This is a genomic window from Xylella fastidiosa, from assembly GCF_011801475.1.
In the GTDB taxonomy this organism is placed as follows: domain Bacteria; phylum Pseudomonadota; class Gammaproteobacteria; order Xanthomonadales; family Xanthomonadaceae; genus Xylella; species Xylella fastidiosa.
This window is the reverse complement of record NZ_CP044352.1, coordinates 1,758,163-1,775,062: the sequence shown is the minus strand read 5'-3', so window position 1 is coordinate 1,775,062 and position 16,900 is coordinate 1,758,163. Positions and strand designations below refer to the sequence as shown.

The window sequence follows — 16,900 nt, the reverse complement described above, 5'->3', positions numbered from 1 at the left end:
TCTATATAGGACCTGGGAACGGCTTGCTCATGAACGCGCGCTGGCTAGCAACACTACCCTGTCCAGCGGCGCGCTTTGGACTGTGTCCGATGTTGTTAGCCATTGTTAGCAGAGAAATGATCACTCCATCTTAGGCAAGCACAACGGTATCCATAAAGTGCACAACCCTAGCTGCGATCCCAATCACAATGCCATCCAGATTGAACTGAAATTCTGCCTAGTAACAGATGTATTGCTGTGGCTTACATTGAGGCATCACGCGATACTATTTCCACGCCGTCACAACGAGACTACTTAAGAGGCTCATTTTCTGGAACTGTAAGTATGAAAATTGAGTGCATCGGCCTGAAATACGCACAACCGTTTTACAACGCCCATCTCAAGAACACATCAGCCTTCCTCGTTCGTTTTCAGAGTCAAGAGATCAGGGAAACACGGGTTTTCTCCTTTCCGGTTTTCTTAGTCCCTCTATGCGATTTGAATCCAAATTTCTGGAAAAACCGGTTTGAGCAACTCCATTAGATCCTGGATAAGTAACCTTAAGTTCGGGTTCAATCATCTGTGGACACATGAGAAAACCAGCTACTTCCTGCGCGTGCTGATCGCACTGTCGGTCACAGTTGCTATGTGCTGGAAGACGAACCACCTGGATGCAGTCGGAAGCCTTTTCTTGGGAATCATTGCCAGTGCTATCGCAGAGACTGACGATAACTGGTTAGGCCGTAGCAAGGCGGTGTTGCTATCGCTTTTGTGTTTTGTTGGCGCCGGTGCCAGCGTGGTGTTTTTATTCCCGCATCCAGGATGGTTGGTGCTGAGTATGGCGATCTCAACGTTCACGTTGACTTTACTCGGTGCACTCGGCGAGCGTTATGCCTTGATCGCTCAAGCTACTGTGGCTTTAGCCATCTACGCAATGATCGACGTTGACCGTGGCGGGGATCAGCCGTGGCATGGTGTCACGTTATTGATGATCGGTGCTACTTGGTATGGTGTGCTATCGATTCTATGGGTCCTGTTATTTGCCAACCGCCCAGTGCGCGAACGGCTGTCACGATTGTTTGAAGAGTTAGGCCACTACCTACAACTTAAAGCCGATTTACTGGAACCAGTGCGGCAAAGCGATTTATATGCCATACGCTTGGCGCTGTCTGAGCAAAACGCACGCGTAGTCACCGCACTGAACGATGTAAAAGACGTGATCATCTCTCGGTTCGGTCGCTCTGGTCGGCCCGGCATGCGCTCTGGGGTGTACTTTCGACTGTATTACATGGCTCAGGAGTTTCACGAACGCGCTAGCTCCTCACACTATCCTTATGAAGCGCTGACCGAGGCATTTTTCCACAGCGACATCCTGTATCGCTGCCAACGCCTGCTCAGCCTTCAGGGGATACTCTGCGCCGGATTGGGGAAAGCAATCCAGCTCGGTCGTCCGTTTATTTATGGTGATGATACGAGTCTGGCCAGCGAAGATTTATACAAGTCGCTAAGCTTCTTAAAAACCCGCACCAAAGCAGCACAAAAGCGCTTACTGGGTGCGCTGGATCTGTTAGTAAGCAATCTGCAAACAATCGAGCGACGTCTCTTTGAAGCTGCACAGTTGGATACCGCCACCGAGCAGATGGACATGCGCTTAAGCGATTCATCCCCACACAGTTTGAACGAAATGATGACACGCCTGGGGGAGCAACTCACCCCCAATTCGATACTGTTCCGACACGGTCTACGTATGGCCATCGCATTAAGTGTCGGCTATTTGGTGGTCCATTTGATGACTACCATCAATGGCTACTGGATTCTATTAACGACTGCCTTCGTCTGCCGCCCCCACTACGACGCGACGCGGCTGCGCTTGATACAGAACATTCTGGGTACGTTGCTTGGATTGCTGGTTGCCTGGGTGTTAATGCAATTGTTCTCCAGCATCACATTACATTTGCTGTTTGCTCTGCTAAGTACGCTTGTCTTTATCCTCACCCGTACCGAACGTTATATGGTTGGCACGACTGCGGTTACAGCGATGGCGCTGTTCTGTTTTAGCCTCATCGGCGATGGCTTTGTAATGATCTGGCCGCGTTTGTTGGATACCTTGATCGGCTGTGCGATTGCTGCTGCTGCGGCATTCTTGATCCTTCCTGACTGGCAAGGCCGACGGCTGCATAAGATCTGCGCTCATGTGATTAACACTTGCAAGAATTATCTGGAAAAAGTCCTCGAATATTATCGTGATCAGCCCGTTGATGACCTGGAGTACCGTATTGCACGTCGCGATATGAATAATGCGGATGCGGCCTTATCAGCAGCGCTAGCACATATGCTGCGTGAGCCTGGGCGCTATCGCCGCAACCTTGATACTGGATTCCGCTTCCTGGCACTTACCAACACGTTACTAGGTCATCTGTCGGCGCTAGGGGCACATCGCGCACCACTGGCAGACATATCAAACACAGCGCAGTTAGACGAAGCGAGTGCTTATGTAGGAGAAGGATTACAAGCCATAGCACGTGCATTGGAGAAACGCAAAGCCCCTTCTATTATGAAAGAAACACAGATCGAACAAGAGTTGATTGATGCACTGGAAGCCATCAAGGAATCTGAAGACCGCACCCGTCACTTGCTCGCGATTCAGTTGGCGTTGCTATTGCGATTGTTACCGCAACTACGTGCCGGAGTCACTGCACTGATGCAGCCGGCACCGACTGAAGACAATCCGGATCTGGCCACCACGTAAACCATCTGTTCAGCACCTGATGGAGGAATAATGCTCTGCATCACTGATCAAAAGCGACTGTATGGCTTTCCCACTCCAAGGGTGCTGAGAAGATTGGAAAGTACTCGACCAGGAACGCCGATAGGTGACGATAGACATAAAGTGTTTGATCAGTATGCCTAATACAGTCAAGTGAAGCAGCTAACAATCACTAGCAATATCAGTAGTGCGATCCACAGCAACAGCACTCGCCACACCAGGTTCATTGCATCGCGCAACTCAGGCAGGTGCCGCCACACCGACACTAAACCAGAGTTGTCATAGTCATCCAATTCCTCGCGCACCTCGCCGCGTACGCTGGCGCGCGCCACATCACCGAGGAAAGCAAGCCCAAAATTAAAACGGTTGCCGCCTGCTTCACGCCAAGCACGAAACACGGTATCAAAGTTACCTACAAGCGCCATCGACAGTGCCATTAGCTGCGCCACTGGCCATTCCATCATCGACAAAAAACGACTCGCCCCGCGTCTGTTAGCAGGAGACAAATAGGCCGACAAACGACTCTCCACCGCCAGCGCAGTCAATCGGTACAAGACCGCACCAAAAGGCCCCAGCAACAGAAACCAGAACAACAGTGCCAACCAACGTCGTAATGCGTTGAGCACCACAGCTTCAACCAACGAAGGGATATCCTCATACAAGCTCCCCCCGGCTGCCTGTAGTTTTTTCACTGCCAAGTGTCGAGCTGACGCATCGTTGGCATCAATCACTGCTTCAACATCGCGATCCAGATCACGGGGGCCCCAGGTCCAACTCACCACAGCCACCCCAAACAGCAATGAAAACAGGCCATGCCAAACACCGTCCAACCACCATTGCAGCATCATCACCCCAAATAAGAGTGGTGCCAATGCTAACCACAAGCCGTATGAGGTCTGCCATAGGTCATATGTCTGGGGCAGACGACCAATCCAAGCCAGCCAGCGGCCGAACCAGTCGAAAGAACGCAATGCTGCTACCTGGACGGGAATCAGATGCCCCAAGGCAAGCGCGACAATCACTGCTATCACTGTAATGAACATAGATGAAGTTCCTCCTGGCACGATTCTAGCTGAGCTATCTACGACAACCATCTCCTAGGATTCATAGCTGTCTGCACATTCAGCCAGATATGCATTACGCAGGCATACCACAGGAGCAGCAGGCACAATGAAAACCGACAGCAGTAAAGTAATTATCCAGAGGCCTTCAGCACTGTATCCGTGCTTGCATTCATAAACTTAAGGCCCTACTTTCGCGAAGATCACAAGCCCAACTAGCCTGATGCTCGTTCACCACTCACTCACACTCTCTGCCTGTCATCACGTGCTCAGAGAAATCCTGTAAAAAACAGCTATCAATCAATCTTGCGATCTCTTTCCAAGTACTTAAGAGAAGAAGATCTAGAAAAGATCACCGTGAGAAGCAACACAACATGCCTTACCAAATGTCCGATTGGCTTTTCTCACCAAAGCCGATTGCATCGTTTCAGCACAATTATGGCAAGCAATGCGCCGAAGTCAGGATCAAGGATCATTAAGCCCTTTGCTACACGTTGCTGAGCAAACAATATGAACCTTTAGCTATATCACCCGAAATTAGATTCAAGTAATGCTACAGAAGATCAATCAAACGACACAATTCCCGTTGCCAATTTGAAACATCTCGACTAGTAAGTACGACAATAGGTGCAATTCATTACAGAACCATGCACCAAAAAAATAGGACGGGGGAAACTACCCCCCCGTCCTAAACGTTTTCATTGCTGAAAACCTGTATTTACCACTGATAACCCACACCTGCACCAATACCCACTTGACTACGGGTATTTGCACTACCGCTGAACTTGAATACCCAACGTCCGCTTTCAGAAACCGAAGAAACACCCACCGCAATGGCAGATTGCCCTCGGTAACTACTAACGCCTACGGAGGTCATCCCGCGTCCCGGAATATAAGCCTGTGGGAGATTTGCTGTTGCAATTGCTGCCGCCACACCACCGTCAGTATCCCTACGAAGACTCCCTACAACCCCATCCGTATACTGTTTGGCAGTGATCAAGCCTTGATTGAGTTGGCTTACATTGACCGCATCAGTATCAGCAGTGCCAGCGGCTACATTCGTCACCTGCCTCTCAGAACCAGCCGATCCCACAGAAACAGTGTTTGCACGGTCGGCTACTGAATGGTTACCAATGGCAACCGCATTGTCAGCAGACGCACTGGCTTTATTACCCATTGCAATGCTATCGGCACCAGAAGCGGTGGCACCGACACCAATCGCTGTTGCATCGACTCCAGCTGCAATAGGAGTGGCACTATTGTTCACGCTGTTCACCTTAACGAAAGTCTGCCCTTCGCTAAGGCTTTCTATCTTGTTATCAACATAACGATTGGCATCTTGAGCCACTTGATCAAGCTGACGCAAATTCACCGCATCCGTCGCTTCTTTGGCATCAGCCACATTACTCACTGTGCGGGTTTCACCCTTGGAAGCATCACCTACCGAAACAGTTCCCACCGTATTGTTCTGTACGCCTGAATATTTACCGGTGTAACTCTCTGCCCCACGCGCACCATCTTTTGCACCATCGCCCAAGGCCACGCTACCATCAGCGCTGGCAACTGCGTTACGACCGATCGCCGTGGAGCCTTTCCCACTAGCCGCCGCCCCTGAACCGATTGCTGTCGCTCCTTCAGCGGATGCAAGCGTGCCAACACCAACGGCTATAGACCCAGTGCCTGTCGCACCATCACCATTGTAGTTACCTCCTTGGGTACCACCATCATATGTACTGTAGTAATGGACTGATTTAGCGCCGGAGCTCGCCATTGCAGTATTAAGTTGGCTAAGATTAACAGCATCCGTGTCCGCAGTACCTGCGGCAACATTCGTTATCTTTTGGCTGCCAGCATTAATACCAGAACTGGTCACCGAGGGACCATCCGTAATAACTAATCCCATCGAACCCAACGTCACGCCACTCCCCACTGTCACACCATTGGTCGTCATCACCGTGTCGCCAACGGTCAATTTGTCCAGCTTCAAACTGCTGGACAGATTGAAAAGCACATCATTGCTGCCGCTTTCTTTGCTGATAACGATGTTTCCATCGGTATTCTTCAGGTCTACCGACTCACCCGGCGCCACATTACTACTGTTGGCTCCAGAAGCCAGCAAATTCCACCCCTTACTGGCCGTACTGCTCACCGCTTGCAACTGGCTAAAGTTGACGGCATCGGTATCTGCAGTACCTGCGGCAACATTCGTTATCTTTTGGTTACCGGCGCTAATGCCCGAGCTGGTCACAGACGGACCATCTGTAATAACTAATCCCGTCGAGCCCAACTTCACGTTACTACCCACCGCCACACCATCGGTCGTCATCGCCGTGTTGCCAGTGGTCAAACTGTCCACTTCTAAAGCAGTGGCCAAATTAAAAGTCACATCATTGCTGTCGGTTGTTTTGGTGATTAAGAGGTTCCCATCACTATTCTTCAGATCCACCGACCCACCCGGCGCCACATTACTACTGTTGGCTCCAGAAGCCAGCAAATTCCACCCCTTACTGGCCGTACTGCTCACCGCTTGCAACTGGCTAAAGTTGACGACATCGGTATCTGCAGTACCTGCGGCAACATTCGTTATCTTTTGGTTACCGGCGCTAATGCCCGAGCTGGTCACAGACGGACCATCTGTAATAACTAATCCCGTCGAGCCCAACTTCACGTTACTACCCACCGCCACACCATCGGTCGTCATCGCCGTGTTGCCAGTGGTCAAACTGTCCACTTCTAAAGCAGTGGCCAAATTAAAAGTCACATCATTGCTGTCGGTTGTTTTGGTGATTAAGAGGTTCCCATCACTATTCTTCAGATCCACCGACCCACCCGGCGCCACATTACTACTGTTGGCTCCAGAAGCCAGCAAATTCCACCCCTTACTGGCCGTACTGCTCACCGCTTGCAACTGGCTAAAGTTGACGGCATCGGTATCCGCAGTACCTGCGGCAACATTCGTTATCTTTTGGTTACCGGCGCTAATGCCCGAGCTGGTCACAGACGGACCATCTGTAATAACTAATCCCGTCGAGCCCAACTTCACGTTACTACCCACCGCCACACCATCGGTCGTCATCGCCGTGTTGCCAGTGGTCAAACTGTCCACTTCTAAAGCAGTGGCCAAATTAAAAGTCACATCATTGCTATCGGTTGTTTTGGTGATTAAGAGGTTCCCATCACTATTCTTCAGATCCACCGACTCACCCGGCGCCACATTACTGCTGTTGGCTCCAGAAGCTAGCAAATTCCAGCCCTTGCTTGCTGTATCGCTCACCGCTTGCAGCTGACCGAAGTTGACGGCGTCTGTATCCGCAGTACCCGTTCCAACATTGATGATCTTTTGGCCGGCAGCATTAATGCCCGAACTGATTACCGAGGGACCTTCCGCAATCACTAATCCTGTCGAATCCAAGGTAACTCTCTTGCCCACCGTCACACCATCGGTCGTCATCGCCGTGTTGCCAGTGGTCAAACTGTCCACTTTTAAAGCAGTGGCCAAATTAAAAGTCACATCATTGCTGTCGGTTGCTTTGGTGATTAAGAGGTTTCCGTCACTATTCTTCAAATCTACCGACTCACCCAGCGCCACATTACTGCTGTTGGCTCCAGAAGCAGTCAAATTCCAACCACCACCCACAGATTCAGCAAGCAACTTCAGCTGGGCAACATTCACCGCATCCGTATCTGACCTACCTGCCGCCAATCCTGTAAGTTGACGTGTCTGGGAGGTGCTAGAGGTTATATTACCGATACTGACTGCCCCCAGCGTGCTTCTCCATATTGAAGTGGAAAGAGTCGAGGTGCTCTTGGTGACCGGATCATAGCCAGTAATGCCAGAAGCGGTCGCAGCCAGCGAGCCTTGTCCCAGTGCCACACCTCCTCTTGTGGTGACACTGCTTGATGCACCAAGCGCTATCCCATTGGCAATTGATGTCAATGCTCCATTACCTATCGCTATCGCAAAATTGCCTGTAGTGGATGCACCGGTCCCTATAGAAATCGCATCTTGAGATTGCGAACGGGCCGTAGTACCAATCGCAATCGAACGCAGTCCCTGTGCTACAGTGGCGCCGCTGGTATTCCCGTCCGTTTGGGAACCTTGCCCTGAACCGATGGCAATCGAATCTATGCCAGCCGAGCCATTCATGGTAGCAATGCTGCCTAGGCGCATAGAATAAGTTGCACCAGAAATATCGACTAGCCCGAGTTTACCCTCATTGACATATAAGGACCCACCAAGAACCAGGTTTCTATAGTCATAAAACAGGGAATACTCTGTTTGTGTGAAATCTGGCTTGCATTTATCGTTAGAAGCACTATGAATGAAGGATGTCTGACTACTGTCGCCCAGTATTTCTACGCAATTTTCAGTCGAGTCGGAATTTACATAGACTTGAGCTGATACTTTCCCCGTATATCCCGTTGAGGCTGCAAGCACTGTCAATAAGACAATATGCAACTGCCTCCGGTCGTGCGGTTTCGCGCTACGCTTAGCTGTCATCGCATTGTTGGAACGTCGTGGCTGCGTACCTTTTTTACTTGAAGCTGCTGATGTCATCACTGCGTGTTGCAGCGACCGACCGATCTTGTATTTCGGCAAAAATAATGGATCAACACCTTCGATTCCACCCAACCGAACCATGGGCAGTGCAGTATGAATTTGCATAACAATACTCCTTAACTTTGGCTCGGCAACACCGAGCATTTGAGACTATGAATTACTGTGGATTTTAAGAACTGCCAATAGAATTAAGATTGAGCAAATTTATGGAATTGATTTTCGTTGCCTATATGGCTCTCCTAAACATTGCAATTGTACACAAATAAATGTGATGAATGTACGATTTTAGTATCGAGCTGTTAATTGGTGATACAAGAAAACAATTACTGAGAAATAGATCTTAAACAGATGTACGCTTATAAGATTGACCATAACAACCACTGCTTATAGTTATCGAGAAGTCAAAAGTAAACACGAGTCGCAACACAGCAATCTACAAGCAGGCGATAGCTTAATTATCAGATAGAAATAGACCAACCACTCTCAGCATCCTCAACAATATAATCACATCCACCAACGTAGAATACTGCATCATCAATACCACAAGGTCAGTTTGAAAAAATCCCGTACTGATACAAATATAGTCAGTATTTAAATTGACATTTTCCAAGGATCTCCCTATTCCAGCCACTTACTTAGATCACCTTTCCAGAAATCGGTATGAAGCCTTCTCAGATTGCTTATTCTTTTGCGATCCATAAACTATTTCATGAATATTTAATTCATCTCCAAATCAAACGCATTTTCAATGTGACATTATTGTTTTTATATAGTATTCAGGTTGATCCGTCGTTGAATACCTGATCAAAAAATCCATGAAAGTGAAAATAACGTCAAAATATTATTAATAGTAATATACCTGCACGAATGAGGTTCACTTGACTGGATCTGTCATAAACACAACCTGCCATCTATAATCAGCACTTCTAAAATTCATTATCAGCCGTATTTAACATGTACCCCCTTACCTTTCAAAGAGAGTGAGTTCAGGTACCATGCATGTTACACATACTGTTTGCTCATCATGGACCATTCCAAACAACAAAACGCATCCATCACCCAAGCTCAGGCAGAAGAGGCCGTACGCACACTTCTACGTTGGGCCGGCGAAGATCCCACTCGTGAAGGCTTGCTCGACACACCACGCCGTGTCGTTGAAGCATACGGAGATTGGTTCAGCGGTTACCGCGAAGATCCTCATGACTACCTGCAACGCACTTTCGAGGAAATCTCTTGCTACGACGAGATGATCGTACTACGTAACATTACCTATGAAAGCCACTGCGAACATCACATGGCACCCATCATCGGTAAAGTTCACGTTGGCTACTTGCCAAACGGCAAAGTCGTCGGCATCAGCAAATTAGCACGCGTTGTTGAATCCTATGCGCGCCGCTTCCAGATACAGGAAAAAATGACTGCGCAAATTGCAGCATGTATCCAAGACACATTGACCCCACGTGGCGTCGGTGTCGTGATTGAAGGTGCACACGCATGTATGACTACCCGAGGTATACACAAGCGTGGTGTATCAATGGTCACCTCAAAGATGCTCGGCACCTTCCGCGAAGACGCACGCACCCGCGCCGAGTTCTTACAGTTCATCGAAGTAGGTACCAACGTGATCGACTTATGAATGACTGCGGCCACATCGGCAGCTACCGTTCCCTTCGCTACCAAGCACTCTAGAAGCTGTGGTTTCTGCCGATCAGGTTCCTAAAATCATCGGATTTTTTTAGGAATCTTTTACTTGTTATCCGGCAACGTGCGCCACCTGGCTGCTCGTGTACCTCACGTGCGGCCACAGCACATTGACTAATTACATTAAAAACTTAAAAACGCCATAACTTTTCTCCGTATGACCATGCACCACACAATTCGATTCAGGTGTAGTGGCCACTCAGAAGACGCAACCTTGAGTACACGAGAAACACAACAAAACCGCTACGCTACCTACATCACCCAAGAAGACTACAGCCATACAAGCAGCAGTTCGAATGCAAAACTATGGACATAACGCGATCACGTGCAAGCCAAAAGCAACATCAACGACACACTCAGACAACAGCACAGCCGTGCAACAGACAAACGTATGAAAGCACCAAAGATCGAATACACACCTCCCCAATGACATCAAAACAAGCCCGCATATTCAAACCACAGCACACCATAAAAAAATACCGATATATCTCAGCTTAGAGAGGCATACCTCAAAGTATCGGCGTCACTTCGGCTTCACTCCTGCTGCACGCTATGATTCATTGCCTGACCGCATCCATCTGGAGTACACATGAACCCGATCCGCCCATTCCTGGACAAGACACCACAACTGGGTTGCACCGTATACATCGATCCAACCAGCACCGTGATTGGTGATGTCGTCCTGGGCGACGATGTCTCGGTATGGCCACAGACAGTCATCCGTGGCGATGTCAACCAGATACGGATTGGCGCACGCACTAACATCCAGGACGGCACCATCATCCACGTCAGCCACCACAGCCCCTATAACGCTGCCGGATATCCAACCCTCATTGGAACAGACGTCACTATCGGACACGGCACCATCATCCATGCCTGCACCATTGAGAAGCTATGTCTCATCGGAATGGGTGCCTGCATCCTGGATGGAGTCACCATCAAAAAATACGGCTTCGTCGGTGCCGGAGCTGTCATCAGCCCCAACAAAATCGTGGGTGAAGCAGAACTTTGGCTCGGTAACCCAGCACGCCTAGTACGCAAGCTCAGCGACAAAGAAATCGAAAGCCTGCACTATTCGGCGCAGCATTACGTCAAACTGAAAAACCGCTACTTAGATTTAAGCGCAGAAACCACGACTACCCCCTCTGCCTAGCACTCACGCCACATAATACCCTCATCACTGCCACACCCAAGGCTCCATCACCGACAGCCGCTTAAGGGGAACATCGCTGTAGGTCGATTCAGATTCCCGATACATCCACACATTCATGAGCAATGGAACAACGCCTCTCCTCGCAACCGCCAAAATCCAAGCACCACCACAGTTTCTCCACAGCATGCGCTCAGTCACACACACTGCATTGCGCCCCATCGAACGGTGTCAGTGTCTCCCCCATTCTTGAGAGACCAAGCCACACATCCAACGCCAACACCTCCGGATACGATATGTCCATACCAACAGGCCACCAATGCCACGGAAATAATACCCTGCACCGATTCGGACATTTTCAAAACAAAGCCATCTGCGGCGCAAAGAAAAACATAGCCGAACGCTTATTCAAAATACATGACGACAAACATTGCAGCAGTAATTACCTATCCAGCTCAATGACATTTGAAGATCCCAAATACCGCGACATTTGCGCGAAACGTGCATCTCAAACACTCAACAAACTTTCAAAACCCTTAAACTAAAGTACGTTGGCGGACTGCCTCAAACAACGTGACCCCTGCTGCCACCGAGACATTCAAACTTTCGACCTCCCCTGGCATTGGAATCCGTGCAAGCACATCACAGTGCTCACGCGTCAAACGACGTAAGCCGTCCGCCTCGCCACCCAACACCAACGCCACGTTGCCACGCAGATCCAATGCATACAACGAAGTCTCCACCTCGCCCGCAAGCCCATAGATCCATACATCCTGCTTCTGCAATTCGCGCAAGGAACGTGCCAGATTGACCACCGCAATGACTGGAAGACGATCCGCCGCACCAGACGACGTTTTGCGTACCGTCGCATTGATACCAACAGACTTATCTTTGGGGATGATCACCGCCGTCACCCCAGCCGCTGCGGCACTACGCAGACAAGCCCCAAGATTATGAGGATCCTGTACTCCATCCAGCACCAGCAACAATGCTTGACCTCCAGCCGCATCAACTAAATCTTTTAGATCATGCTCCTCCCAGAGACGAACAGCCGCATAACGCGCGGCCACCCCCTGATGGCGTACCCCACCTCCAACCCCATCCAACGCTTGCGTAGTCACCCGGCGCACCTCAATTCCCTTGCGCCGCGCATTTTCCTCAATATCAAGCAACCGTGAATTCTTACTGGCAGCCTCAACCAGCACCTCACGCACGTGCTCAGCATCATTCTCAATAGAAGACACGACGGCGTTGATGCCAACAATCCATTGGTTTTTCTTATTCATAGCGTAATGAGATCCAGAGCTGAAAAAAACGAACTATCGTAAGCATTGATCTCCACTAGGACCAACAACAGCGCGCATCTAACGGCCTTTACTGCCCATCACAAAACAAAAACTGATATCAACCACACTGCATGCCACATTCAAAAAACAATTGGAAAATCTTCATCTCAAAAATAGCAGCGGCACTCTTGCTTCTTTTTGACTCCAACGGACTGATCAGGACTACAAGCTATCCAAGAAGGCTGCCTTGAACAGCCAACAGGAATATGGAGAGACCAGCGGATCGTCCCGCCGCACATCCACACCCATCCAACATCCCGCGATTAGCGACACTCCAAACCACAGTAACGCCTCCCCTGCTCGCCAAGTGCGACACAGCACCTTCAAACCAACTGCGGTCAGCCCCAAACATCAATGTGACGTCACATACAACCGCTTCGCCCGCAAAACCTCAACAGATCACCGCGTCTTGACGCCCTTTTTACGCTTGGTCGTCGCCTTGCCACGTAGCACCGGAGGCGACACCTCCCGCGTAACCTGCTCATGCATTGACTGGTCAACCAACCGGAAATCGATCTTACGCTCCTCCATACTGGCTTTAAGCACCAAGACACGCAGGCGATCACCAAGCCGGAACACACGGCCACGACGCTGACCAACCAGCACCTTGCGAATCGGATCAAAGGAATAATAATCCTGCGGCAATTGGGTCACATGGACCAACCCTGTGACCTTAGACTGCTCCAACTCCACGAACAAACCGAAACTGGTGACACCACTGATCACACCATCAAACTCACTGCCAACATGCCGTTCCATCCATGCAGCACGATAGCGCTCATCCACCTCGCGTTCCGCCTCATCGGCGCGACGCTCACGACTAGAACACACCAATGCCAATGCGACCATGTCACGCGGCGTATACAGGAAGCAGTCCGGTGCAGCACCACTGAGCGCATGCTTGATCGCACGGTGCACCAAAAGATCAGGATAGCGCCGAATTGGCGAAGTAAAGTGCGCATAGCCATCCAGCGCCAAACCGAAATGGCCGCGATTGTCAGCCGAATACACCGCCAAACTTTGGCTGCGCAACAACACCGACTCCAGCAATGCCGCCTCTGGACGCTCCCGAACCTTTTTCAGCAACTTAGTAAAGTCACCGGGCTGCACCTTCCCCCACGCCGGCAAACTGAGCTTAAATTCTTTGAGAAACTCCAACAAATCGGCGTATTTACTTTCCGGTGGCCGCTCATGGATGCGATACGGTGCCTGTACCCCCGCATTGAGCAAAAAATGCGCGGCCTGCACATTGGCAACAATCATGCATTCCTCAATCAACTTATGCGCATCATTGCGCATCAACATCCCGGCCTGAGTCACCTCGCCGCGATTGTCCAGCACAAAACGGACTTCCGATGACTCAAATTCAATCGCCCCCCGCTGAGCGCGCGCCTTGGCCAGCACCTGATACAACCGATGCAACTGCTGCACCTGCGGCAACAACGTACCAATCTGCGCCTGTGCCTGCGCATCCTCCTCACCCACGGCCTTCCAAACCTGCGTATACGTCAGACGCGCATGCGAGTTCATCACCGCCTCGTAGAAGGATGAAGACTTGACCTCCCCCTTGCGATCGATCTGCATCTCACACACAAAACACATCCTGTCCACATTGGGCTTCAACGAGCAGATTCCATTGGACAACGTCTCCGGCAACATCGGCACAACAAAGCCCGGGAAATACACCGATGTAGCGCGCGTGAGCGCCTCTTCGTCCAGCGGCGTCCCTGGACGCACATAATGCGAAACGTCGGCAATCGCCACGACCAAACGAACCCCCCCACGATTGGATTCGCAGTACACCGCATCATCAAAATCTTTCGCATCCTCACCATCAATTGTCACAAGGGGCAGCGCACGCAGATCCACACGTCCGCCAAGCATCCCTGGAGTTACCGTCAACGGCACCGCCGCCGCCGCATCCAACACGTCCTGTGGAAACACATGCGGCAACTGATGACCATGAATAGCTGTCTCAACAACCAACGACGGAGTCAACGCCTCACCAAGCACCGCCAAAATGCGCCCAATCGCCGGACGGCGTGTGTCTGGAGGCACAACCAATTCACACACCACCAATTGCCCTTCCGATGCACCGCCGATGTGCTCCGGCGGAATCTGCACGTTACGCTGCAAACGCTTATCGTCCGGCTCAACATAAGCGATGCCAAGTTCATAGAAAAAACGTCCGACCAGACGGCTCATCCGACGTTCCAACACACGTGCAATCATCCCCTCACGGCGACCGCGACGGTCAATGCCCGTGAGATTCACCAGCACCCGATCACCGTGCATCACCTTGCGCATCTCGAAGGGAGGTAAAAACAGATCGTCCCCTCCCTCATCCGGCTTGAGGAAGCCGAAACCATCCGGATTGGCAATCACCGTACCAGCGATCAGATTAGTATGTTGCACCGGCGCAAAACCACCACGGCGGTTCTGCACTAACTGACCATCACGTACCATCGCACCCAGACGGCGCCCAAGAATCTCAATGCGATCAGTCACCCCGAACCGATCAGCAATCTCCTCCGCCGTCTGTGGGCCATCGCACGCATCCAGCAAATCAAGGATCGCCTCACGACTCGCAATCGGCTCAGCATAGCGTTCGGCCTCACGCGCCGCATGCTGATCCTGAAAAGGCACTGATGCTGCAGCCCGAGCTGAACGTACTGATGCCTTCTTAGTAGAAGGCGCTTTGGGTGCCTGCTGCCTGGGAGCATTCGGTTGACGTAACCGCTTTACTGGCGACAACTTGGCATCTTCCTGTTGCTTAACGTCAGCACCCTGCTTCTTCTTGTTCGAAGGCACCTTGACCTTGGATTGAACCGAGACACGCTGACGCTTTGCAGCAGCAGACGTAGTGGTAATTGCAGTATGTGGCGCTTGAGCGCCCTTAGTGGTTTTTTTCTTCATGACCACCCATGTTACCTGTGAGCACGCATCACGTCCGCTGAAACAGTCACCTTAGATAGGCTAATTCAGTAAAAATCATTCACAGCCTTCACTTGTTCAAGCTGTGGAATCAATACACACTCCAGCCTCAAAAGACTGTACGTGCGCTATAACCCCTAGGATATGCCTATTACAAACACTACTGGTCTAATAACGGCGAATCCTGAGCCACGCTTTGAACCGCACTAGATGGCGCCGAAAGTAAGCGCAACCCCAACTGTTGCTCAACCTCATCGGCCAGTGTCACCAATGTTCTTAATCGTGATTCATACAACCGGGTAAACCCCGTATGCAGCGGCCGCAATGCCTCAACATAACCAATATCGTCACCTCCCAGACTGCTCAACAAAGGACATAACAACAACAAGTACTTATCAAGCCTTACCTGAGAATCCTCTGAGACGATCACCTGTGCAGCACGCACTAGCCAATCACAGATGCGCTTCCGATACTCAGCCGCCTGAGCATACGCAACCTCGACCTGATCCAAATCCATCTCCGGATTCCAAGCCAGCACCAACACCAACTGAGCAAGCGCATCCAATGCCTTCACCTCCCTTCCCAAATCATGCAACAGATGCAACAGACTCCACTGCATATGCGCCTGCTTCCGCTGCACCTCCGGCAAGACCTGCAATGCCAACCACAAGCGGCGCGCGAACACCCCTGGGACATCATTCAACACCAATGGGCCTTGATCGACACCAAGTAACAGGCACTCAGTGCGCAGCATAAGAACATCAGGAAGACTGCCATCATGCAGCGGACGACTCACACCATGATCAATTAATACCAACACCATCTCTAACCAATAACGTCGCTGCTGCTGTTGTATCCGGCGCTGGCTAGCCTGCTGCCAGGATTCACGTAACTGCTCCAGTCGATTGATACATGCCTGAGCATCCAATGTCTCCCAAGGAGCACATTGCGCAGTGGCAGGATTCAAGTCTTCCGCAATCAACAAACCACCACAAAAACGCTCCCAAGATGCATCGTGGCACGCCAAGACACTGTGCGAAGCATGTGCTAAAGAAGGGAGTGCGGTTTGAATGCACAAGCTGGCCCTGATCCAATCAGGGGGGAGACGGGGAAGAAACAGCGCCTGTAAAAGACTGCGTCGGCAGTACCACAGTACAGCACCCAACACACTCAAACAGACGATCACGATCCCCACCCATAGCATCATGCTATCCCCACGCGGCAACAACCCACGCGCGCGTGCAACATTCCACAGCAAGCAACCACCAACAGCCATCACCAACAGCCAGCCAAGAATGAGGCCATACCACTCACGCATGGCCCCTTTAGACAACCTCAACAACGCAGGTTCACGATCCTTGAAATCAGTCATGAGCGTTCCCCTAATCACTACTCAAACAA

General features: G+C 50.7%; 8 protein-coding genes. 3 read left to right on the top strand and 5 right to left on the bottom strand.

Annotated features, from left to right (window positions below; translation table 11 throughout):
- Window positions 1-505: 505 nt before the first annotated feature.
- Window positions 506-2,728: a YccS family putative transporter gene (yccS, locus tag F7G16_RS07910; protein WP_011097809.1), complete on the top strand. Its 2,223-nt coding sequence runs from the start codon at window positions 506-508 to the stop codon at window positions 2,726-2,728.
- A gap of 167 nt (window positions 2,729-2,895) precedes the next feature.
- Here the strand turns inward: yccS and ampE are convergent, their stop codons facing one another.
- Together ampE and F7G16_RS07900 are read right to left on the bottom strand one after the other, a co-directional pair.
- A complete protein-coding gene (gene ampE, locus F7G16_RS07905; protein WP_004089498.1) occupies window positions 2,896-3,789 on the bottom strand; it encodes a regulatory signaling modulator protein AmpE in 894 nt (297 codons plus the stop codon).
- Window positions 3,790-4,525: 736 nt separating this feature from the next.
- Window positions 4,526-8,473, bottom strand: coding sequence for a YadA family autotransporter adhesin (locus F7G16_RS07900; protein WP_014607716.1), 3,948 nt, complete (start codon window positions 8,471-8,473; stop codon window positions 4,526-4,528).
- A gap of 919 nt (window positions 8,474-9,392) precedes the next feature.
- On the opposite strand from F7G16_RS07900, the gene folE reads away from it, so the two are divergent.
- Window positions 9,393-10,004 (top strand): GTP cyclohydrolase I FolE, encoded by a 612-nt coding sequence (folE, locus tag F7G16_RS07895; protein ID WP_004091133.1) that lies wholly within the window; start codon window positions 9,393-9,395, stop codon window positions 10,002-10,004.
- A gap of 654 nt (window positions 10,005-10,658) precedes the next feature.
- Complete coding sequence (locus tag F7G16_RS07890; protein WP_004091135.1) at window positions 10,659-11,222, top strand: gamma carbonic anhydrase family protein; 564 nt, start codon at window positions 10,659-10,661, stop codon at window positions 11,220-11,222.
- A gap of 533 nt (window positions 11,223-11,755) precedes the next feature.
- Here the strand turns inward: F7G16_RS07890 and rlmB are convergent.
- The 3 genes from rlmB to F7G16_RS07875 all read right to left on the bottom strand — a co-directional run bounded on the left by rlmB (window position 11,756) and on the right by F7G16_RS07875 (window position 16,871).
- The gene (gene rlmB, locus F7G16_RS07885) at window positions 11,756-12,505 is read right to left on the bottom strand and encodes a 23S rRNA (guanosine(2251)-2'-O)-methyltransferase RlmB (protein WP_004091141.1); all 750 of its coding nucleotides are present in this window, start codon (window positions 12,503-12,505) and stop codon (window positions 11,756-11,758) included.
- Window positions 12,506-12,964: 459 nt separating this feature from the next.
- Window positions 12,965-15,376 carry a ribonuclease R gene (rnr, locus tag F7G16_RS07880; protein WP_409233958.1) on the bottom strand — a complete coding sequence of 804 codons (2,412 nt, stop codon included), beginning with the start codon at window positions 15,374-15,376 and terminating at the stop codon, window positions 12,965-12,967.
- Window positions 15,377-15,659: 283 nt separating this feature from the next.
- Window positions 15,660-16,871: a hypothetical protein gene (locus tag F7G16_RS07875; protein WP_004091144.1), complete on the bottom strand. Its 1,212-nt coding sequence runs from the start codon at window positions 16,869-16,871 to the stop codon at window positions 15,660-15,662.
- Between the last annotated feature and the right edge of the window lie 29 nt (window positions 16,872-16,900).

What these genes read in the sequence shown, in the direction of transcription:
- rlmB (WP_004091141.1), bottom strand. Translation starts at nt 12,505, where the DNA reads ATGAATAAGAAAAACCAATGGATTGTTGGCATCAACGCCGTCGTGTCT.
- folE (WP_004091133.1), top strand. Translation starts at nt 9,393, where the DNA reads ATGGACCATTCCAAACAACAAAACGCATCCATCACCCAAGCTCAGGCA.
- F7G16_RS07875 (WP_004091144.1), bottom strand. Translation starts at nt 16,871, where the DNA reads ATGACTGATTTCAAGGATCGTGAACCTGCGTTGTTGAGGTTGTCTAAA.
- ampE (WP_004089498.1), bottom strand. Translation starts at nt 3,789, where the DNA reads ATGTTCATTACAGTGATAGCAGTGATTGTCGCGCTTGCCTTGGGGCAT.
- F7G16_RS07900 (WP_014607716.1), bottom strand. Translation starts at nt 8,473, where the DNA reads ATGCAAATTCATACTGCACTGCCCATGGTTCGGTTGGGTGGAATCGAA.
- F7G16_RS07890 (WP_004091135.1), top strand. Translation starts at nt 10,659, where the DNA reads ATGAACCCGATCCGCCCATTCCTGGACAAGACACCACAACTGGGTTGC.